The 20391-nt window shown below is 73.2% G+C and carries 19 protein-coding genes; 4 read left to right on the top strand and 15 right to left on the bottom strand.

All coding sequences use genetic code 11. From position 1 onward, the window contains the following. Positions 1–4 precede the first annotated feature (4 nt). The 14 genes from ACA511_RS13210 to ACA511_RS13145 all read right to left on the bottom strand — a co-directional run bounded on the left by ACA511_RS13210 (position 5) and on the right by ACA511_RS13145 (position 16533). Positions 5–658: a hypothetical protein gene (locus tag ACA511_RS13210; RefSeq protein WP_375024471.1), complete on the bottom strand. Its 654-nt coding sequence runs from the start codon at positions 656–658 to the stop codon at positions 5–7. Next, complete coding sequence (locus ACA511_RS13205) at positions 655–1164, bottom strand: RNA polymerase sigma factor (protein ID WP_375024470.1); 510 nt, start codon at positions 1162–1164, stop codon at positions 655–657. Before ACA511_RS13205 ends, ACA511_RS13210 begins: the two co-directional genes overlap by 4 nt. A gap of 919 nt (positions 1165–2083) precedes the next feature. After that, positions 2084–3748 (bottom strand): energy-dependent translational throttle protein EttA, encoded by a 1665-nt coding sequence (ettA, locus tag ACA511_RS13200; RefSeq protein ID WP_375024469.1) that lies wholly within the window; start codon positions 3746–3748, stop codon positions 2084–2086. Positions 3749–3936: 188 nt separating this feature from the next. Beyond that, a complete protein-coding gene (locus ACA511_RS13195; RefSeq protein ID WP_375024468.1) occupies positions 3937–5226 on the bottom strand; it encodes a GGDEF domain-containing protein in 1290 nt (429 codons plus the stop codon). Between the two features lie 459 nt (positions 5227–5685). Next, positions 5686–6150, bottom strand: coding sequence for a single-stranded DNA-binding protein (locus tag ACA511_RS13190; protein WP_375024467.1), 465 nt, complete (start codon positions 6148–6150; stop codon positions 5686–5688). An 84-nt stretch (positions 6151–6234) separates the two neighbouring features. Continuing rightward, positions 6235–7941 carry a GTPase family protein gene (locus ACA511_RS13185; RefSeq protein ID WP_375024466.1) on the bottom strand — a complete coding sequence of 569 codons (1707 nt, stop codon included), beginning with the start codon at positions 7939–7941 and terminating at the stop codon, positions 6235–6237. After that, positions 7938–9776, bottom strand: coding sequence for an AAA family ATPase (locus ACA511_RS13180; protein WP_375024465.1), 1839 nt, complete (start codon positions 9774–9776; stop codon positions 7938–7940). Before ACA511_RS13180 ends, ACA511_RS13185 begins: the two co-directional genes overlap by 4 nt. Positions 9777–9865: 89 nt before the next feature. Further along, a complete protein-coding gene (gene cobA / locus ACA511_RS13175; RefSeq protein ID WP_375024463.1) occupies positions 9866–11104 on the bottom strand; it encodes a uroporphyrinogen-III C-methyltransferase in 1239 nt (412 codons plus the stop codon). A 181-nt stretch (positions 11105–11285) separates the two neighbouring features. Continuing rightward, on the bottom strand, positions 11286–12401 hold the full coding sequence (cobT, locus tag ACA511_RS13170; protein ID WP_375024462.1) for a nicotinate-nucleotide--dimethylbenzimidazole phosphoribosyltransferase: 1116 nt from the start codon (positions 12399–12401) through the stop codon (positions 11286–11288). A 16-nt stretch (positions 12402–12417) separates the two neighbouring features. Continuing rightward, on the bottom strand, positions 12418–13431 hold the full coding sequence (gene cobC / locus ACA511_RS13165) for an Rv2231c family pyridoxal phosphate-dependent protein CobC (protein ID WP_375024461.1): 1014 nt from the start codon (positions 13429–13431) through the stop codon (positions 12418–12420). Further along, positions 13428–14069, bottom strand: coding sequence for a precorrin-8X methylmutase (locus tag ACA511_RS13160; protein ID WP_375024459.1), 642 nt, complete (start codon positions 14067–14069; stop codon positions 13428–13430). Before ACA511_RS13160 ends, cobC begins: the two co-directional genes overlap by 4 nt. A gap of 52 nt (positions 14070–14121) precedes the next feature. Then, positions 14122–15396, bottom strand: a complete 1275-nt coding sequence (locus tag ACA511_RS13155; protein ID WP_375024458.1) for a precorrin-6Y C5,15-methyltransferase (decarboxylating) subunit CbiT — start codon at positions 15394–15396, stop codon at positions 14122–14124. 13 nt (positions 15397–15409) lie between these two features. Beyond that, positions 15410–15901: a hypothetical protein gene (locus tag ACA511_RS13150; RefSeq protein WP_375024457.1), complete on the bottom strand. Its 492-nt coding sequence runs from the start codon at positions 15899–15901 to the stop codon at positions 15410–15412. After that, the gene (locus ACA511_RS13145) at positions 15898–16533 is read right to left on the bottom strand and encodes a GNAT family N-acetyltransferase (RefSeq protein WP_375024455.1); all 636 of its coding nucleotides are present in this window, start codon (positions 16531–16533) and stop codon (positions 15898–15900) included. The genes ACA511_RS13150 and ACA511_RS13145 overlap by 4 nt, the downstream gene beginning before the upstream one ends. Positions 16534–16593: 60 nt before the next feature. On the opposite strand from ACA511_RS13145, the gene ACA511_RS13140 reads away from it, so the two are divergent. Then, positions 16594–17190, top strand: a complete 597-nt coding sequence (locus ACA511_RS13140) for a TetR/AcrR family transcriptional regulator (protein WP_375024454.1) — start codon at positions 16594–16596, stop codon at positions 17188–17190. A 39-nt stretch (positions 17191–17229) separates the two neighbouring features. Here the strand turns inward: ACA511_RS13140 and ACA511_RS13135 are convergent, their stop codons facing one another. Further along, positions 17230–17748, bottom strand: a complete 519-nt coding sequence (locus ACA511_RS13135; RefSeq protein ID WP_375024453.1) for an ATP-binding protein — start codon at positions 17746–17748, stop codon at positions 17230–17232. 398 nt (positions 17749–18146) lie between these two features. Between ACA511_RS13135 and ACA511_RS13130 the strand changes: the two genes are divergently transcribed. The 3 genes from ACA511_RS13130 to ACA511_RS13120 all read left to right on the top strand — a co-directional run bounded on the left by ACA511_RS13130 (position 18147) and on the right by ACA511_RS13120 (position 20339). Beyond that, entirely contained in the window at positions 18147–18992 is an 846-nt protein-coding gene (locus ACA511_RS13130) for a helix-turn-helix domain-containing protein (protein WP_375024452.1), read from the top strand. Continuing rightward, positions 18989–19189 (top strand): DUF397 domain-containing protein, encoded by a 201-nt coding sequence (locus tag ACA511_RS13125; protein WP_375024451.1) that lies wholly within the window; start codon positions 18989–18991, stop codon positions 19187–19189. Before ACA511_RS13130 ends, ACA511_RS13125 begins: the two co-directional genes overlap by 4 nt. Before the next feature lie 130 nt (positions 19190–19319). After that, on the top strand, positions 19320–20339 hold the full coding sequence (locus tag ACA511_RS13120; protein ID WP_375024450.1) for an LLM class F420-dependent oxidoreductase: 1020 nt from the start codon (positions 19320–19322) through the stop codon (positions 20337–20339). Positions 20340–20391 lie beyond the last annotated feature (52 nt).

Below are 20391 nucleotides of genomic sequence, written 5' to 3'. Positions count from 1 at the left end.
GGTATCAGTCGCTCCGCGCGAACGGATCGGTGACCGTCCCGGACGGGACCGCGGCCGAGGCGTTCCTGAGCAGCGCGACGAACTCCGCCAGGCAGGTGATGCACCGCGCCGCGTGGCGGCTCAGCTCGCGGATCCGCTCGTCGCTGAGCACCTCGTTCACCGGGGCGAGGTCGCGGACGTGGGTGCACCGGACGGCGTCCGGGGACGGCGGCGAGGGCTCCCGCCCGCAGGCGAAACCGGCCAGCATCTCGTCGATCCGGTCGGCGGCCTCGGGGTAGCCCGCGGCGTAGGCCTCCGCGTACGCCTGCGCGGCCTCGGTGACCAGGTGCAGTTCCTCCCGGCCGTAGGATCCGGCGAGCCCGTCGAGCGTCCGGCCGAGGCGGAGCGCGGCGTCCGCGTGGTCGTTGCCGGCCGCGATCCGGTACCAGCGGGCGGCCTCGCCCAGGTTCCCGTCCGCCTCGTGGCGGCGCCCCAGCTCGTACGCGGCCCGGTCGAGTTCGAGCGACTCGACGAACGACGCGTGCCGGGCCCGCTCGATGTCGTCGGTCCGCCGCCGCCGGAACTCCTCGTCCAGGTCCCGGAGCCCGACGGCGAACTCCGCCTCGGGCATGCGCGCGATGGCCGACGCCTCGGTGGCGAGGACAGCGTCCAGCGTCATGCCCGCTCGACCTCCGCCTCCAGGACCAGCCCCGCCAGCCGCCTGCGCGCCCGCTCCACATGCGTCGCGGCGGCGGCCTCGCTCACGTCCAGGATCGCCGCGACGTCCGGCATCGGGAACTCCAGCAGGCAGCGCAGCGCGACGGCCTCGCGCTGGCGGCGCGGAAGGCTCTGGACCGCCGCCATCAGCCCCGTCCCGGCGTCGCCGTCGACCATCTCGTCCAGCGACGTGCACTGCTCGCGCGCCTTCGCCTGCCAGCGCCGCAGCATGGTCGTCGCGACCCGGAACAGCCAGATGCCCGGCCGCTCGCAGGTGACCAGCTCGTCCCAGCCGCCGCGCGCGGCGAGCATGCTCTCCCGCGCGACGTCCTCGACCCACCGCCCGTCGGCCGTCTGGGCGCGCAGGAACCCGGTGAGCCGCGGCATCCAGTGCCGGTAGAACACGGGGAACGACGTCAACGTCTCCCGCTCGACGTTCACCGCACCGCCCGACACACGAGAGACCACAAAAGCTCCTTGAAAGACACGACGCCGACTTTCCCTCAAGTCTTACGCAAAGGAGCCCCACCGGAGCTCACATCTCCAACATCAACCCCCGAAACCGGCCCACCCGTGATCGATTACAGCAATGACCAAGAGGTCACCATCCACCCCTGATCTCCCAGGTCAAGATCACCGTAGAATTGAAACCAGTCGAACCAGACATTCCACCCGAACATAATTCGCCTCAACCGACCGCTTAACCAACACGGCAATCCTGACACGCGCCCCGCATCCGGTAGACCATAACCGCCGCCCCGATCATTGATCAACGCGCGCACCCATACGCCCAGCTCAGACAAGCCCCCAAAAAAGGCCGCACGGGCTCCGCGAGATCACCATCGATGTCCGCACCGACGAGCCGGACCTCCCGGTTCGTCGCGGCCACGGAGCCCCCCCCACCGACCCCAGCACCACCGGTCCGCTCACACGCCCGGCCACACCGCACGGCGGACCAATCGCACATCTGCCCCGCACGTGGGGCAGGCGAAGCTACTCGCAGACGCAGCAGCCACACGAACGCGACCAGACCACACCACCGGCAGAGCGACCACGCGGCCGGGCCCGCAGAGCCGACCGACCGGACACACGCTGCACAGGCACGCACCGCACGAACCCGGTCAGACCACACCACCGGCCGATCGATCGCGCCGCCGGAGACGCTCCGGAGGCAGACACTTGCGGCCACCTGAGTATCGTCCTGCCGCGCGGCTGACGGGCTGATCGCACGACCGGGCGCACGCGGACGCGCGGGTTGACGATCGCGCGGAGATGCGGCGGGCGCGTGACCATGATCGACCCCCGCACGGTCGGCGTATCGAGCGCGCGGGTCGGCGGAGGGGCGGTGGCCGCGTGATCTGAGGGGATCACGCGGCCGCCGTCCGGGTCAGTCGCGGGTCAGTTTGCGGTGGGTCACACGGTGGGGGCGGGCGGCGTCGGCGCCGAGCCGCTCGATCTTGTTCTTCTCGTAGTCGGCGAAGTTGCCCTCGAACCAGAACCAGTTCGAGCCCTCTTCCCACGCGAGGATGTGGGTGGCGATGCGGTCCAGGAACCAGCGGTCGTGCGAAGTGATCACGGCGCAGCCGGGGAATTCGAGGAGCGCGTTCTCCAGGCTGGACAGGGTCTCGGTGTCCAGGTCGTTGGTCGGCTCGTCCAGCAGGAGGACATTGCCGCCCAGCTTGAGGGTCAGCGCCAGGTTGAGGCGGTTGCGCTCGCCGCCGGAGAGGACGCCCGCGGGCTTCTGCTGGTCGGGGCCCTTGAAGCCGAACGCCGCGACGTAGGCGCGGGACGGCATCTCGACCTGGCCGACGTTGATGTGGTCGAGGCCGTCGGAGACGACCTCCCACACGGTCTTCTTGGGTTCGATGCCACCGCGGCCCTGGTCGACGTAGGAGACCTTGACGGTCTCGCCGACCCGCAGTTCGCCCGCGTCGGGCTTCTCCTCGCCGACGATCATGCGGAAGAGCGTGGTCTTGCCGACGCCGTTCGGGCCGATGACGCCGACGATGCCGTTCGGGGGGAGCGTGAACGACAGGTTGTCCATCAGGACGCGGTCTTCGAAGCCCTTCGTGAGCTTGTTCGCGACGATCACCGTGTTGCCGAGGCGCGGGCCCGGCGGGATCTGGATCTCCTCGAAGTCCAGCTTGCGGGTCTGGGCGGCCTCGGCGGCCATCTCCTCGTACCGCTCCAGGCGGGCCTTGCTCTTGGTCTGCCGCGCCTTCGGGTTCGAGCGGACCCACTCCAGCTCGTCCTGGAGGCGCTTCTTGCGCTTGGCGTCCTTGTTGCCCTCGACCTTGAGGCGCTCGGCCTTCTTCTCCAGGTAGACGGAGTAGTTGCCCTCGTAGGGGTAGCAGCGGCCCCGGTCGAGCTCCAGGATCCAGGTGGCGACGTTGTCGAGGAAGTACCGGTCGTGGGTGACGGCCAGGACGGTGCCCTCGTACTTGGCGAGGAACTGCTCCAGCCACTGCACGCTCTCCGCGTCCAGGTGGTTGGTGGGCTCGTCCAGCAGCAGGAGGTCGGGGGCTTCGAGCAGGAGCTTGCACAGCGCGACGCGCCGGCGCTCACCGCCCGACAGCTTCGTGACGTCGGCGTCCGGCGCCGGGCAGCGCAGCGCGTCCATGGCCTGTTCGAGCTGGCTGTCGAGGTCCCACGCGTTGCGGTGGTCGAGCTGCTCCTGGAGCTTGCCCATCTCCTCCATCAGCTCGTCGGAGTAGTCGGTCGCCATCTTCTCGGCGATCTCGTTGAACCGGTCGACCATCTGCTTGGTCTCGGCGACGCCCTCCTGCACGTTCCCGAGGACGTCCTTCTCCTCGTTGAGCGGGGGCTCCTGCTGCAGCATGCCGACGGTGAAGCCCGGCATGAGGCGCGCGTCGCCGTTGGAGGGCTGTTCCAGACCGGCCATCATCCGCAGCAGGGTCGACTTACCGGTGCCGTTCGGCCCCAGGACGCCGATCTTCGCGCCCGGGAGGAAGTGCAGGGTGACGTCGTCGAGGACGACCTTGTCGCCATGCGCCTTGCGCACACGCTGCATCGTGTAGATGTACTCGGCCATATCGTCAAGCCTAGAGGGTCTCGGGCACCGCTTCGTCGCGTCCGGCCGCGCCGGGCTCGCCGCGTGTCCCTCGCGGGCGCGCACCGGACGGCTCGGCCGCTCCCCATACCCGAAGACGCCCCCCGGAACAGGCCCGGATCGACGGGCCCGCGGACTCAGCCGCCGGCCCGAATCGACGGGCTGCGGGCTCAGCCGCCGGACGTCTTGGGGCCCTCCAGCGCCGGGAGGCAGACTCGGTCGCGGCCGGACGACTTGGCGCGGTACAGGGCCAGATCGGCCGCGGCGAGGAGTTCCAGGAGGTCCTGGCCGTGGGTGCGGAACAAGGCGACGCCGACGGACACCGTGACGGTGACCGTGCCCTCCTCGGCCGGTACCGCGAGCCTGCGGACCCGGCCGCGGAGGCGTTCGGCGACGCGGCACGCCTCGACGGTGTCGGCGCCCGGCAGCAGGACCACGAACTCCTCCCCGCCGAACCTGCCCACCACGTCGTAGTCGCGCAACTGGTGGCACAGGGTGCTGGCCACCCCCACCAGGACCTGATCGCCGATCAGGTGGCCGTGGGTGTCGTTGACCCGCTTGAAGTGGTCGATGTCGATCAGGAGCAGGGCGACGGCGTCGTGGGTGCGCTGCGCCCTGGACAGCTCGGTGTCGGCCTCCCGCTGCCACGCCGCCGCGTTCAGCAGGCCGGTCTTGGCGTCCGTGCGCGCGGCGGCCTGCAACTGCTGGTGCATCAGGCTGCGCTGCAGCAGCATCACCGGGGGCAGCGCCAGAAGCAGCAGGCCCATCGACAGGGCGCTGGTGATCGCCACGATGATGCCGACGCAGAGTTCGACCACGTCCAGCAGCAGGCTCTCGCGGGTCCACAGGACGTCCCGCCAGCGGCTCTCGGGGTTCGCCGCGTGCGCCGCGACCGCGACGATCGCCGCGTTCACCACCGTGAACAGCGCCGCGCACCCGACGGCGGCCGGGATGCCCGGGTAGGCGTCGACGACCCACTGCGGCGCCCCCGCCAGCGGCTCGGGCACCACCAGGTGGAACACCACGGACGCGCACGCGCCCGCGATCCCGAGTGCGGCGGCGACCACGGCCCGCCGGTAGATCAGCGTGCGGCGCACGCGGAACTGCAGCAGCGCCTGCACCGGCACCGGGATCAGCAGGGCGTACACCGGCGGCAGCAGCAGCGCGACCGGCAGCCACCAGGCCGACAGCAGGTCGCGGGCGACGCCGGCCGGCATGCCGAGCCGGCGGGTCGCCTCGATGCACATCGCCCCGCAGGCCAGCAGGGCGGCGAACGCCAACAGGTCGTCGACCCGGAACGGGGTGCCGATCAGCCCCGCGACGGTGAGCCCGAGGTGGACGGCGACGACCACCGGCACGTACACCACGAGCAGGGACGGGCGCCCCAGCTTGACCCGGCGCCCGGGCCTGCCGACCAGCTCCCCACCACGGTCCTCGGCGGACGACTGCACTGCCGTCATCCTTCCCCCTTACACGCATCACGTTGTGTAACACGATAGTTGCAACGTGTGCGGAACGGGCGTGAAACAGGTACGTTCGGGAAGGCACATGCGGGTGACCGTTCCGGCCACCGGCATCAGGGCCCGCTGAATCGCGGTGCTCAGCACATCCTGAGGGGGATATCCACCATGCGCGGCATTTCCTGGATCTGACCAGGCCGCAGAACCCCGACGGTGCGGGGGCGCCGACCGGCGACCACGCCGGCCACGCCCCCGCTCCCCCGCTCCCCCTCACGCCATCCCGCGACCACACCCCACTCCCAGGTCGTCCGCCGGATCGGCCGGGAACGGACGGCCTTTGGCCGCCTCTCTGGCCTGCTTCGTGAGTCAGCCCGGACGCGGTGACGGTGGCTGCGCGGCTCGGGGCTCGCCCTCGACCCGCGACAAAAAGCCGAAGGCCGGGGCCTTGATCTTCCGGGGTCAGGCGGCCTTGGGTTCGTCCTCTTCGGCGGGGGCGGCCAGCGCCCATTGGTCGGCGGCGTCGCGGGCGAGTTGGCGGTCTTCGTCGGTGAGGGGGCCGCTGCGCTGGGCGGGGCGGAAGTCGATGGTGCCCCGGTTCAGGTCGGGGCCCAGGGTGGTGGCTTCGACCTCGGCGGAGAAGCGCCACTGGTCGTCGCGCTCGTACTGGCGTATTCGGAGGCGGCCGGTCAGCAGGACCGGGGTGCCGCGCCGGAGTTCGGACGCGTTGACGTTCTCGGCGAGGTTGCGCCAGCAGTTGACGGTCAGGAACAGGGCCTCTTCGTCCTGCCACTGGTTGGCCTGCCGGTCGAAGCGCCGGGGTGTGCAGCCGACCCGCAACGACAGGAAGGGCGTTCCGTTGGCCGTCACGGCGTAGCGGGGCTCCGCGGCGACCCAGCCGGTGATGGTGACATGTGCCTCGTTCACTGCGACCTCCGTTGTCTCGCTTACGCGGTCAACGGTGACGCAGCGGCGCCCCGCCCGGCAGGGGGTCGCGGAATTGTGGATAACTCAGCCGAGGGCGACGTCGACGTCCTGGCGGAAGCGGGTGTAGACGTCCAGATCGTCCTCGATGGGTTCGACGACCTTCTCGAACGCGACGCGCTCGATCCCCTGCCGCATGTGGTGCTCCATCTTGTCGCCGTGTTTGGCGGACGACAGCGCGACCAGGTTGCGGCAGGCGGACGCGGTGAGCCACCCCATCCCGAGCGTGCAGACGACCAGGACGGCGACGTACGGGATCAGCCCCGCCTGGCCGATGAGGCCGCCCGGGTCGTCGCCGCCCGCGCCGAGCAGGCCGTAGGCGACGAGGAAGCCGATCCACACGACGCTGAGGACGGCGACCAGGACGAGGAAGTACTGCCAGGTCTTGACCAGCCACCACCAGCGCGGCACCGCGTTGAAGGTGGGCAGGGCGTCCTTGAGCGACTCGCCGAGCGATTCGGGGATCTCGGTCGCGTGGGAGCGGGCCGCCGCGCGGACGGAGCGCCCCCAGTGGGTCGGGAGTTCGGGGGTCAGGCCCTCGGTGACGCCCTGGAGCGCGTTGTCGACGTCGCCCTGCTGGGCGCCGATCGGGCCGGTGAAGGCGTTGCGGAGCTCCTCGCGCAGCTCGGTGAGGCGCATCCGGCGCAGCGGGTCCGAGCGGAGCCGGTTGACGATGGCGGTGACGGGCCAGCCGACGAAGTCGGCGGCGCGCAGCTCGTAGGCGCTCTCCATGGCCTCGGCGACGGCGGGCGCGCCCGCGGCGTCGGTCAGGGCCTGGATCAGCTCGGCGCGGTGGCCCTCGTCGACGGTGGTGGGCGGCTCGGCGTCGAAGCGGTAGGCGGTGAACCGCTCGGCGACCCGGTCGACGTCGGCGGACAGCCGCTCGGTGCGGGCGCGGCGGGCCGCGACGGTGTCGACGAGGACGTCGCGGAAGCCGTGCACGCCGTCCTCGGCGACGGCGGAGGTCGTCACGATCCGCGGGTCGGCGAGGCCCTCGGCCTCCAGGAGGCGGCGCAGGTCGGCGACGCAGTCGTCGATCTCGTGCGGGGCGAGCCGGTCGACCTGGTTGAGGACGATCAGGGTGACGCCGTTGTGCCGGGCGAACGGGACGATGTAGTTGCGGTGCAGGGCGGCGTCGGCGTACTTCTGCGGGTCGACGACCCAGACGAGGAGGTCGGCGATGGTGACGAACCGGTCGACCTCGGCGCGGTGGACGGCCTGGATCGAGTCGTGGTCGGGCAGGTCGATCAGGACGAGGCCCTGCATGCCGGTGTCGGCGCGCTCCAGGTCGAGGGCGCTGGCCCGGGCGTAGCGGTGCCGCTTGTCGACGTCGAGCCAGTCGAGCAGCGGCCCGGCGCCGTCCAGCCCCCAGACGCAGGAGTGCGCCTGGGACGTCATCGGGCGGCGCAGCCCGGTGGGCGAGAGTTCGAGCCCGCAGATGGCGTTGAACAGGGAGGACTTGCCGCTGCCGGTGCCGCCGGCGAGGGTCACCACGGTGTGGTCGCCGGACAGCCGCAGCCGCTGGCCGGCCCGGTCGAGCAACGCCCCGGCGTCGTCCAGGACGGGCTGGTCGAGCCGCCCGAAGCCGGCCTGGACGAGCCGTTCGAGGGCGCCCAGCCGGTCGACCAGGGCGGGCGGGCCGGTGGGCGCGGCGGCGGCGGGGGCGGGCTCGCCGAGGGTCGGGAACCCGCCGGTTCCCGCCGGCGAGTTCGCGGGGATGGCCGAGGTGGTCATCGGGCAACCTCGAGGTTGTAGGTGGCCTGGTACAGCTGGACGGGGACGGTCTCGTCCGGGATGCCCGCCGAGTCGAGCACCTGCCCGAACCGGATGGCCTCCTCGTCGAACAGCATCCCGATGCGGCTGCGCAGGTCGGCGCGGGCCTTGGCGCCCATGCCGCGCAGCGACTCGGCGCCGAACAGCGCCTTCAGCAGCCGCTGCGGGACGGCGCTGTTGCCGCCCTCGACGGCCACGTCGGAGGTGCCGTAGCCGAGCAGGCCGATCGTCAGGACGAGCGAGACCGCCTCGGTGTCGAACGAGACGAGCTTCGCGACCGAGCGCTTGGTGACGCCCTCGGTGCGGATCAGCTCCTGGACGTGGTCCTGCCAGGAGCTGACGGCGCGGGTGACGCGGCGGGACAGCTCCGGGGAGACGTGCGCGAGGTCGGCGTCCGTCCCGGCGAGGACCTGCCGCCCGGCCGGGTGGGCGCGCCAGCGCGCGATGACGTCCTCGGCGCCGTGCTCGGCGGACGCCATGATCAGCGATTCGAGCCCGCTGCGCAGCGCCGCCTTGAGCGCGCGGACGCGGACGGGGCTGCGCCGGCCCGCGCGCCGCCCGCCGGCCCGGCCGCGCCGGGACCGCTGGACGTGCAGGGCCTTCAGCAGGTCGCCGGTGCCGGCGAAGTCCTGCCAGCGGGCGAGCACCTCGCCGCGCAGCAGCGAGCCGTTGCGGGTGGCCTCGTCCAGTTCGGCGAGGGCGGTGCCGTACCCGGACTCGACCTCGCGGGCCAGCTCGCCGCGCCGCTCGACCTGCGCCTCGACCTGCCGGGCCAGCTCGGGGACGCGGGTGCGGAGGCTGTCCAGGACGGAGGCGAGGGTGTCGCTGACGACGATCTCGCGGTCATCGGCGTCCTCGGCGACGCCGGTGAGCCAGTCGCGGATGTTCTCGACGGTCTCCTCGGGGAGCCGGCTGTTCTCGATGCGGGTCTCGGGGATGGTGAAGCGCTGCGCGTCGCCGACCTCGTGCTCGTCCAGCATCTCGCCGAAGTGCTCGACGACCTCCTCGCCGGCGCCGTCCGGGACGCGGGACAGGATGACGCCGATCGTGGCGCCGTTCTCCTTGGCGCGCTGGAGCATCTGCCACACCTGGGCGTCGGCGTAGCGGGCCGCGGTGGTGACGCACAGCCAGAGGTCGGCGGCGGCCATGAGCTTGGTGGCGAACTCGTAGTGGTCTTCGAAGACGGAGTCGAAGTCGGGGCTGTCGAGGAGGGCGAGGCCGGGCGGGAGGACGTCGCTGCCGATGATGACCAGCTGGTCGCCGGCGATGGCGTCGGGCGCGGGGCCGCGGACCCTGCCCATGCCGGGCAGCATGGGCCCCTCCATGAACCACTCCGTGTGGTCGGGGTGGCAGACCAGGATGGGGCTGCTGGTCGTCGGGCGCAGCACGCCGGTGGCGCTCACCCGGGAGCCGACGAGCGTGTTGACCAGTGTGGACTTGCCCGCGCCCGTCGACCCGCCGAGCACCACGAGCAGGGGGGTGCCCGCGGCCTGGATGCGCGGGAGGACGTAGTCCTCCAGCTGGCCGCGCAGCTCGTCGCGGGCCTCGCGGGCCTCCTCGACGCCGGGGACGTCCAGCAGCAGGTCGAACGCGCCGAGCTGCTCGCGCAGCGCGGTCAGCGCCCGGATCAGCTCGCCCTGCCGGACGGTCGCGCCGCCGGTCGCGCCGCCGGTGCGCGGGGCGCGCCGCCGGCCGCTCCTGGCCTTGCCGGACGCGGCGGTCTTCTCGGGGGGGTCGGGGGTCGTCTCGGGGGTGTCTGGGGTGTCCTTGTCGGGCACGGCGTCCCTCTCGGGCATGGCGTCCTGGCCGGGTGCGGAGTCTGCGATCCCGCGTCCCTGGCCGGCGGCCTCTTCGTCGTGGACCGCGCTTCGCTCTGCCGGGGGTGTCACGGATCCCGTCCCATGTCCGCTCGAATCGTGTCGATCTCTCGTGCCACGGTCACCACGTCGCCGACGACCACGATCGCCGGGGGCCGGACCTCACCGGCGGCCATCGCGCCGGCCACCGTGCCCAGCGTCGCCGTCAGCGCCCGCTGGCCGGGCAGAGTGCCGTCCTGCACCACGGCCACCGGCGTGTCGGACGGTCGACCATAGCGCATGAGGGCCGCCGCGATGAGTTCCATCCGCTCCACCGCCATGAGCAACACGATCGTGCCGTTCGCGGCGCCCAGCGACGCCCAGTCGACGGTCGAGTCGGGGTGGCCGGGCGGGACGTGCGCGGAGACGACGTGGAACTCCTGCGACACGCCCCGGTGGGTGACCGGGATGCCCGCGGCGGACGGCACGGCGACCGCGCTGGTGACGCCGGGGACGACCGTGACCGGGACGCCGTTGCGGGCGCAGTGCAGGGCCTCCTCGCCGCCCCGCCCGAACACGAACGGGTCGCCGCCCTTGAGCCGGACGACGAAACGGCCCGCCTTCGCGTGCTCGACCAGGTACTCGTTGATGCGGTCCTGGGCGACCGTCCGCCCGTAGGGGATCTTGGCGGCGTCGATCACCTCGACGTCGGCGGCCAGCTCGTCCAGCAGGCCGCCGGGGGCGAGCCGGTCGGCGACGACGACGTCGGCCATGGCGAGCAGCTGCCGCCCGCGCACGGTGATCAGGCCGGGGTCGCCGGGACCGCCGCCGACGAGCGCGACGCCGGCGGGCTTGCGCCGGGAGTGCCGGGATTCGAGGGCGCCGTCGCGGAGCCCCGCCACCACGGCGTCGCGGATGCCGGCCGCGCGCCGGGGGTCGCCGCCGAGCAGGACGCCGACGGTCGCGTCGCCCGCGTGCCCGCTCGCGGGCGTCCAGGCCGGGGACGACTCGGCGTCGTCGGCGCGGACCGCCCAGATCCGCGCGGCGTCGGCCTCCGCGACCACGTCCCCGTTGACCTCGGCGTCGTCGGTGACGGCCTGCACCAGCCAGGCGCCCGCGCAGTCGCCGCGCTCGTAGCGCCGCCGGCGCCAGGTGATCCGGCCGCGTTCGGCGAGGCCCTGCAAGGCGGCGGTGACGTCGGGCGAGACCAGGACGACGTCGGCGCCCGCGTCCAGCAGCGCGGGCACGCGGCGCTGGGCGACCCGGCCCCCGCCGACGACGAGGACGCGTCGCCCGCCGAGTCGCAGGCCAAGCAGGTACGGGGGCACGTGACGGTTCTCTCGGTCGGTGGCGGTGGGCGGCTGACGTGCGGTTGCTCGCGGTCGGGACCTTGCGGACGACGGTGACCGGCAAGTGTCTTTGTGGAATAAAGGTACTCGGGTTATGGAGTCCGTGGAGAGGGGCTCGGCCCAGTCGATAGCCGAGCGGACTCAACCCGTGATCACGTTGTTACGGCCGTCCGGATCCGTCCTCTCCGGACCCGCCGGACTTGTCGCTCACGCCCGCCGAGTCGAACGTGGCGACCTCGTGCAGGACCCGGACCGCGCCCTGGACCAGCGGCAACGCCAGCAGCGCGCCGGTCCCCTCGCCGAGCCGGAGCTCCAGGTCGACGAGCGGGCGCAGGCCGAGGGCCCGCACGGCGGCGGCGTGGCCGGGCTCGGCCGAGCGGTGCCCGGCGACGCATCCGCCGAGCGCGTCCGGGCACAGCGCGGCCGCGACCAGGGCCGCGGCGCCCGCGATCACCCCGTCGAGGACGACCGGGACGCGCAGCGCGGCCGCGCCGAGGACGAAGCCGGCGATCGCGGCGTGCTCCAGCCCGCCGACCGCCGCGAGGACCTCCATCGGGGGCCTGCCGTGCCCGGCCGCGAGCCCGTGCCGGGCGAGGGCCGCCCGGACGACCTCGACCTTGTGCGCGTGGGTGGCGTCGTCGATGCCGGTGCCGCGGCCGGTGACGTCCTCCGGCGGCAGCCCGGTGAACGCGGCGATCAGCGCGGCGGACGCCGTGGTGTTGGCGATCCCCATGTCCCCGGTGATCAGGCACCGCGCGCCCTGGGCCGCCAGCTCGCGCGCGACCTCGATGCCGGTCCCGACGGCGCGGCGGGCCTCGTCGGCGGTCATCGCGGGCCCGGCCGTCATGTCCGCCGTGCCGGGGGCGATCTTGCGCTGGAGAAGGCGGGGCGCGGTGTCCGGCCCGGTCGCGTCCAGTTCGGTGGCGACGCCGACGTCGACCACGCTGACCCGGGCGCCGACCTGGGCGGCGAAGGCGTTGACCACGGCGCCGCCGGCCAGGAAGTTGGCCACCATCTGCGCCGTGACCTCTTGCGGCCACGGGGTGACGCCCTGGGCGTGGACGCCGTGGTCGGCGGCGAACACGGCGACGGCGGCGGGCTCGGGCAGCGGCGGCGGGCACTGCCCGGCCAGCCCGGCGAGCCTGACCGACACCTCCTCCAGGACGCCGAGGGAGCCGGGCGGCTTGGTGAGCCGCGCCTGGTGGTCGCGGGCGTCCCGCATGGCGGCCTCGTCCAGCGGGCGGACGGCGGCGATGGTCTCGTCGATCAGGTCCACAGAATCCTTTCGGGGGTCAGATACCGAGTTCACCGAGCACTTCCAGCAGCCGGTCATTGGACGGGCGGTCGCGCACGGCGATGCGCAGCCAGTCGGAGCCGAGCCCTGGGAACGTGTCGCCGCGCCTGACGGCGTACCCGCGCTGCCTTAGCAGGGCCCTGATGCCGAGGGCGTCCGGCACGCACAGGCACAGGAACGACGCTCGCGCTTCGGGGACGACGTAGAGGCCGCGTCCGCTCAGTTCCGCGGAGAGCCGGTCGCGTTCGCTGCCGAGTTCGACGGCCCATGCCTCCGCCTCGGCGACGGCCTCGGGTGCGGAGCACGCTTCGACGGCGACGAGCGCGGGCGTGGACACCGCCCAGAGCGGCTGCGCTTCTGTGAGCCGTCCCACCAAGTGGGGGTCGGCCAGGATGTAGCCCGCGCGGAGCCCGGCGAGCCCCCATGTCTTGGTCAGCGAACGGACGACCACGACGCCGGTGGGGAGGCGGCTGGCGAGGGACTCCGGTTCGCCTGGGACGCAGTCCATGAACGCCTCGTCCACGACGACCGTCCGGCCGGGCCTGGCGAGGCCGGCGACCGCCTCGGCCGGATGCAGCACCGAGGTGGGGTTGGTCGGGTTGCCGACCACGACGAGGTCGGCGTCCTCCGGGACGAGCCCCGGATCGAGGGTGAAGTCCTTGCTGAGGATCATCCGCTCCACCTCGTGCCCGGCGGCCCGCAGCGCGGCCTCGGGCTCGGTGAACTGCGGATGCACGACCACCGCCCGGCGCGGCGCGAGGACCCGCGCGAGCAGGACGAACGCCTCCGCGGCGCCGGCGGTCAGCAGCACCTCCTCGACGGACCTGCCGTGCCGCCGCGCGACCGCCCGGCGGGCCCGGCGCGGGTCGGGGTAGGCGGCGAGGTCGGCGACGGACGCCCGGATCCGCGCGGCGAGCCACTCGGGGGGCGTGCTCGTCCGGACGTTGACGGCGAAGTCGGCGAGCCCTCCGCCGACCTCCGCGTCCCCGTGATGGCGCAGGTCGACGTTCATGGGCGGCCCGCCTCGTAGTGCCCGGCCTCGTACTGCCCGGCCTCGTACCGCTCCGGCTCGTAGTACAGGAGCGCGTTGACGGCCGCGGCCGCGACCGCGGACCCGCCCTTCTCCGACACGTTGCTGAGCTGCGGCAGCCCGCTGGCGCGCAGCGCCTCCTTGGCCTCGCAGGCGCCGACGAAGCCGACCGGCATGCCGATGACCAGCGACGGGCCGACCCGGCGCGCGATGATCTCGAAGATGGCCTCGGGGGCGGAGCCGACCACCCAGACCGCGCCCGGCCCGACCTCGGAGTACGACAGCCGGACGGCGGCGGCGGACCGGGTGATGCCGGCGGCGCGCGCCATCCGGGCGGCGGCCGGGTCGGCGGCGTGGCAGATGGTCTCGCGGGCGGTGATCCCCGCGGCGACCATGCCCTCGTCGGTGACGATCGGAGCCCCGCCGCGCAGCGCGGCCCAGCCCTGGTTGAGGGACTCCTCCCGGGTCAGCAGGTCCACCGCGTACTCCAGGTCGGCGGTGGCGTGGATCACCCGCTCGGCGACGGCCCGCCACAGCGGGGGCATCGGGGACAGGTCGACGCGGGACCGCAGGATCTCATACGACCGAACCTCGATCGGGTGGGGCTGACGGACGGTCAACTGCGCTCCTCCAGTGCTCCGGATGCTTGCCTCCGGACGGGTTACCAGGGTTTCACGCCTTGCGGTGAGGTACGTCCGGGCTGGGAGGTAGGTCCGGCTCGCCGGGTAGGGCCGGAATCGTCTCAATGGGACGGTTCGCCAGGGACGTCCGCCGTACCGGGGCCGGGGCGTTCCGTTCGCCCCAGACGACGGCCACCGGGTCTCCGGGCCGTTCCGGCGGGTTCAGCCGGGCGGCCTGGAGCTGGACGGCATCGGGGGTGTAGCCCTGCTCGTCCAGGATGTCCAGTATGACCTGTGCGTCGGCGGGCGCCGCGACGGCGACGATCCGGGCCGGCTTGAGCGCGGCGCACGCCCGGACGTCCTCCGGCCCGCCCCGCCCGAGGAACACGGCGTCGGGCCGGGGCAGATGGCCGGCGCTCGACCTGATGTCCCCGGACGCCATCGCGACCTTGACCCCGTGCAGGCGGACGTTCTGCCGGACGCGCTCGCAGGCCGCGTAGTCGCGGTCGACGGCGACCACGGCCGCCCCGAAGCGCGCGCACTCGATGCCCACCGAGCCGTCGCCGGACTCCACGTCCCACACCATGTCGCCGACCCCGGGGCCGAGCCTGGCCAGGACGAAGGCCCGGACGTCCGGACGCGGGCCGGGGCCGACGCCGAACGCGTCCGCGGGCAGCGCCCACCCGGCCGGAGCCCGCACAGGCCCCGAGACCCAGCCCGCTTCACCCAGGGCGTGGCGGTTGTCGAGGACGAGCACCACATCGGGGTCGTTCCACGGACGGGTGGTGGCCTCCGCCGGACGGACGTAGACGACCCGCTCCCTGGGCCCGCCCAGGTCCTCGCAGACAACGAACGAACGCGGAGTGACCGGGAACAGCGCGCGCGCCAGCTCGGCCGGGCCCGCCCCGGGCCCGGTCAGCACGGCCACCTTCGGATGGGCGCGGCACGCGTTCACGGCCTGTCTCAGATGCCCGTCCCTGGCGGACACGACGAGAGCGTCCTCCCAGGGCAGATCGGCCTGAGCGAAAGCCCGCGCCACCAAGGGCGTCGCAGGGAAGGACTCCGGCGCGTGCCCCTGTTCGAGGAGTTCGCGCATGATGCCGAAGTGGCCCGGGTCTCCGTCCACGAGGAGCACGACGTCCTGCTCGGTGACATCGACCCCTTGCAGCGCCTCCACCGGATCCGCTGTGGCGACGCGGCGGACGTCCGGCGGCAGGGGGAGGCCCTCCAGCAGCCGAGCCTCACCCACTACCAGCGCGGCGCCCTCAAGCGCCGCGCCGGCCGCCGCGGAGAGCGGCGAACCATCGCAGCCGACGACCGTGAGCATCGTCGCTACCCGCTCACCGGGCCATCCGGCCGTACACGCCGATCATGCGCTCGCCGGCCGCGTCCAGCAGGACGACCTGGGCGGCGAGCGGGCTGCCCGGCGCGCCGGCGGCCTCGGCGGCGAGGCGCTCCAGCTCCCCCGCCGTACGGCGGCACAGCTCCCGCCCGCACGGGCCGAGCCTGCCCGCGGCCTCCCACAGCGCGTAGGCGTCGCGGACCGTCGCCGCCCGCGACACCTCGCCGGCCAGCGCGACCCCGCAGTCCATGTCGAGCGTGATCGACTCCAGCGGGCCCGGCGCGCCGCCCAGCACGGCGACCTGCTCGGCCATGCCCGCGACCAGGACGATCTGCGCGACCCCGTCCTTGACCGCGGCCGCGACCGTCTCGCGGACCGGCGGGGCGCCGGCCGGGACGAAGCACGCCTCCGGCTCCTTCGGCAGCATCCTGCGGGCGGCCTCGCGGGCGCCCTCCCCGTACATCACGAGCGTCTGGCCCGTAGCGGTCACTGGTACCGTCCCTCCTCGTCGCCGGCGACGAGCCTCGCGGAGGCGCCGCCCGGATGCGGCCGCGGCACGCCGCGCGGCGGCGGATCGGTCGCGATCCGGCTGAAGACGATCATGTCGCGGCTGATCCCCCCGGAGTCGCGCTCGGCGCCGCGTGCGACGCCCTCGCGCAGGTAGCCGGCCTTCTCGGCGACGCGGATCGAGGCGCGGTTGGTGACCATCGCGCGGAGTTCCACCCGGTGCAGCCCGCGATCGTGCAGCGCCCACTCGGACACCAGGCCCAGTGCCTCGGTGGCGTAGCCGCGCCCGCGCGCGCTTGGCCGCATCCCGTAGCCGACCTCGGACGTCAGATGCGTCCAGTCCACCTTGAACAGGCCGATGGTGCCGACGAGGTCGCCCGTGTACCGCTCCGTCACCGCGAGATGGACGCCCAGGCCGAAATGCTGGATCCGGTGGACGCCCTCCCGGAGGAACCACGCGATGGGCTCGGCCTCCAGGGCGGTCGGGAAGTTGGGCGGCAGGAAGTCCTCCCGGGCGCGGATCACCTCGATCAGCACGGCGGCGTCGTCCAGGCAGAACGGGCGGAGGACGAGCCGCTCGCCCACCAGGCGCACGGTCCCCTCGAAGGCGGTCACGCGCCCTCCCCTCACGCCGCCCGCACAGCGCGGGCCGCCCGCACAGAATAGGCTGTCGCGGTGAGCTACCAGCGCCTGTCCCCGGACGAACGGCGTGCCCAGATCCTGGACGTCGCCCGGCGGATGTTCACCGAGCTGCCGTACTCCGAGGTGTCCACGGCCGCCATCGCGCGGGAGACCGGCGTCCAGCGCGGCCTGATCCACTACTACTTCGGGACGAAGCGGGAGCTGTTCCTCAAGGTCGTCCACGGGCTGACGGCGTCCGCCGCGATGCAGGTCCCCCCGCCGGACGGCCGGCTGACGCTGCCCGAGTCCGTCGAGCTGCTGGTGAACCTCTTCCTGGACACCGCCGAGCGGAACGCGACGACCTGGTTCGCGGCGCTGGACGCCGAGGGCTTCGGCCAGGACCCGGAGCTCCTGCGGATCGTCAACCGGTTCAAGGACGAGGCGGTCAAGCACATGCTGGCCATCCTGCGGGTGCCGGAGCCGACGGAGACGCTGCGGGCCGTCCTGCGCGTCTACACCGGGCTGGTGGACGCGGCGACGCGCCAGTGGCTGCAGGAGAAGACGCTCGACCGCGAGCAGGTCCACACGCTGCTCGCCCGGTCATTGCAGACGATGGTCAGCGACATCGGCCCCGCGCTGGAGAACGGCTGACGCCGCCGGGCGGGGGTCGAGGGGCAGGGGGCCAGGGGGTCAGCGGGGCAGCGCGGCGTTGCCGCCCGGCAGGGCGAACCAGACGGCCTTGCCGCGGACGGGCGGGCCGAGCCGGGAGAGCGTGCGCCGCGTCCCCCAGCGCCCGCCGGACAGCTCCCGGACGATGCTCAGCCCGCGCCCGCAGTCGCCGGACGTCCACGAGTAGCCGGGCAACGCGGCGTCGGCGAACGCGTCGAAGACCGCGCAGCGGAACTCCCGGGCGCACTGGCCGCCGCGGTACAGCCACAGCTCGTGGGGGCCGTGCTCGCCCGCGTGCTGGTGGGCGTTCGTCGCCAGCTCGCTCACCATGAGCTGCGCGTCGGCGATCACGCCCGGCGGCGCGCCGAGTGAGGCGAGCGCCTCGCGCAGGACGCGGCGGGCGTGCCCGGCGCAGCCCGCGCCGCCCGGCAGGGCCCACACCCAGCCGGGCATGCCGTCGCCCGGGGGGCTCTCGGCGGCGGGGACCTCCTCCGCCCCGGCCGGCGCCCCGGCATCGGGCACGGCCGGTTCGGACGCCATCGCGCCGGGCCCCGTTAAGGCATCGGCCCCTGTCAAGGCATCGGGCCCCGTCAAGGCATGGGACCTGGTCATCGCGTCGGGCCTCGGCAAGGCGTCGGACGCCGGCGAGGCATCGGGCCTCGTCAAGGCGTCGGACATGGTCAAGGCGTCGGTCGTGGTCAGTGCTTCGGTGTGCGCCGAAAGTTCGGCCGGCGTGCTCTTCACGGGTCCTCCCGCGGTCAACGTGCCCGGGTGCGCGACCGCCCGGCCCGTCACTGTGGGTCTCCGAGCGGTCACGCAACACAGCGTCTCGTGAGATTCTCACGATCGCAACCGTCTTCCCGGAATTACTCGGCCGTTCCCGCCGGGTTCGCCAATCGCGTTGTGACGCGCGTCGAGAGTCGCAAGACTCCACTTCCATGACCTACCGCCCCACCGTCCGTGGCCGCCGCCTCGCGCGAGAGCTCCGCAAGCTGCGCGAGGAGCAGGGCCTGACCCTGCAGGAGGTGGCGGACCGGCTCGACTGGTCGCGGGCCACCGTCTCCCGCCTCGAGACCAGCCAGACCCGCCCGAAGCCCGGCGACATCGCCGACATCCTCGACCTCTACGGCGTCCCGAGCCCGGATCGCGACGCGCTCATCACCCTCGCCCGGCAGGCCGGCCAGCGCGGCTGGTGGACGGCCTACCAGGACGTCTTCGCCGGCAGCTACGTCGCGCTCGAGGACGAGGCCTCCCACATCCGCACCTGGGACCCCCAGCTCGTCCACGGGCTGCTGCAGACCGAGCCGTACTCCCGCGCCGTGATCACGGCGGGCCGGCTGCTGCCCGCCCAGGAGGACATCGAGCGCCGCATCGCCGCCCGCAAGATCAGGCAGGCGCTGCTGGACCGCGCCGACGCCCCGCGCCTCCAGGTCATCTTCGACGAGGCGGTGCTGCACCGCCCGATCGGCGGCGCGGAGGTGATGCGCGCCCAGCTGGCCGCCCTCGCGACCGTCGTCCAGACCCACCCAACCGTGACGATTCAGGTACTTCCGTACACGGCAGCCGCGCATGCGGGCCTTGACGGACGTTTCACCATATTGTCGTATCCAGACCCCGCCGACCCCGATATCGCCTACGTAGAGGGCACTATGGGCGACGTTTACCTTGAGAGCGCCGAGGAAATAGCGAAGCATAGGTACCGCTTCGATCGGATCGAAGCGGCCGCCATGTCCCCCGAGGATTCCGCGCACCTCATAGCCGAGGCAGCAAGGAGCAGCCCGTGACCAACCTGCAGCGCGAACTCACCGTCGCCGTCTGGCGCAAGTCCTCCCGCAGTGGAAGCGGCGACCAGTGCGTCGAGGTGGCGCCCCTGTCCCGCGACCTCCGGGCGGTGCGCGACTCCAAGGACCCGGCCGGCCCGGCCCTGGTGCTGACGCCGTCCGCCTGGCGGGGTCTGCTGGACGCGATCAAGGAGAGCTAGCGATGGACCGGGGGCCGCGGCGAGCCACGCCGCGGCCCCCGCCCATGCCCGCCCCCGGCCGTCCCCGCCTCTTCCGGGAAACTAGAACCTGTTCTAGTATCGCCGTGCGTCGACAACCGGAGGGTGCAACGTGACCGCGGAACTCAAGCTCGGCATCAACGTCGGCTACTGGCAGCGCGACCCCGACGACCAGACCGAGACGGTCCTGGCCGCCGAGCGCTGCGGGTACGACTCGGTGTTCACCGCCGAGGCGTACGGCTCGGACGCGTTCACCCCGCTGGCCTGGTACGCCGCCCGAACGTCCCGGATCAAGCTCGGCACCGCCGTCGTCCAGATCTCGGCGCGGACCCCGGCGGCCACCGCGATGCACGCCCTCACCCTGGACGCGCTGTCGGGCGGACGGGTGATCCTCGGCCTCGGCGCGTCCGGCCCGCAGGTCGTCGAGGGCTGGTACGGGCAGCCGTTCCCGAAGCCGCTCGCCCGCACCCGCGAGTACCTCGACATCGTCCGGCAGGTGTGGCGCCGCGAGGCCCCGGTGACGAGCGAGGGCCCGCACTACCCGCTGCCCTGCCCCGGCGGGGCCGGCCTCGGGAAGCCGCTCAAGTCGATCGCCCACCCCGTCCGGCCGGAGATCCCCGTCTACCTGGGCGCGGAGGGGCCGAAGAACGTCGCGATGTCCGCCGAGATCGCGCAGGGCTGGCTGCCGCTGTTCGTCGACCCGCAGCAGATCGACTCCGTCTTCGGCGCGTCCCTGGCGGGCCGCCCGGACGGCTTCGAGATCGCCGCGACCGTCACCACGATCGTCACCGACGACCTCGCCTCCGCCCTGGAGTTCGCCAAGATCCCGCTCGCCTTCTACATCGGCGGGATGGGCGCCAAGGACCGCAACTTCCATCTCGACCTGATCGGCCGGCTCGGCTTCGCGGAGCAGGCCGAGCGCGTCCAGGAGCTGTTCCTCGCCGGCCGCCGCGACGAGGCGGTCAAGGCCGTCCCGAACGAGCTGGCGGACGCGATCTCGCTGCTCGGCCCGATCGGCCGGATCAAGGAGCGGCTCCAGCTCTGGCGCGACAGCCCCGTCACCACCCTGCTGATCGCGGGCGTGCGGGACGAGCCGACCCTGCGCGCCATCAAGGACCTGGCCGACTCCTGACCGCGGCGGCGCCCGCGATGGCCGTTTCCGGCCCTTAGCGATCATGGTCTGG

The organism is Actinomadura sp. GTD37 (assembly GCF_041951365.1).
GTDB lineage: Bacteria > Actinomycetota > Actinomycetes > Streptosporangiales > Streptosporangiaceae > Spirillospora.
Note: the sequence above shows the minus strand (reverse complement) of the source record. Positions and strands in the feature narration are given on the sequence as shown.

Coding starts and splice junctions, on each gene's coding strand:
- ACA511_RS13210 (WP_375024471.1), bottom strand. CDS start 658: ATGACGCTGGACGCTGTCCTCGCCACCGAGGCGTCGGCCATCGCGCGC.
- ettA (WP_375024469.1), bottom strand. CDS start 3,748: ATGGCCGAGTACATCTACACGATGCAGCGTGTGCGCAAGGCGCATGGC.
- ACA511_RS13195 (WP_375024468.1), bottom strand. CDS start 5,226: ATGACGGCAGTGCAGTCGTCCGCCGAGGACCGTGGTGGGGAGCTGGTC.
- ACA511_RS13185 (WP_375024466.1), bottom strand. CDS start 7,941: ATGACCACCTCGGCCATCCCCGCGAACTCGCCGGCGGGAACCGGCGGG.
- ACA511_RS13180 (WP_375024465.1), bottom strand. CDS start 9,776: ATGCCCGAGAGGGACGCCGTGCCCGACAAGGACACCCCAGACACCCCC.
- cobC (WP_375024461.1), bottom strand. CDS start 13,431: ATGAACGTCGACCTGCGCCATCACGGGGACGCGGAGGTCGGCGGAGGG.
- ACA511_RS13155 (WP_375024458.1), bottom strand. CDS start 15,396: ATGCTCACGGTCGTCGGCTGCGATGGTTCGCCGCTCTCCGCGGCGGCC.
- ACA511_RS13135 (WP_375024453.1), bottom strand. CDS start 17,748: ATGGCGTCCGAACCGGCCGTGCCCGATGCCGGGGCGCCGGCCGGGGCG.
- ACA511_RS13130 (WP_375024452.1), top strand. CDS start 18,147: ATGACCTACCGCCCCACCGTCCGTGGCCGCCGCCTCGCGCGAGAGCTC.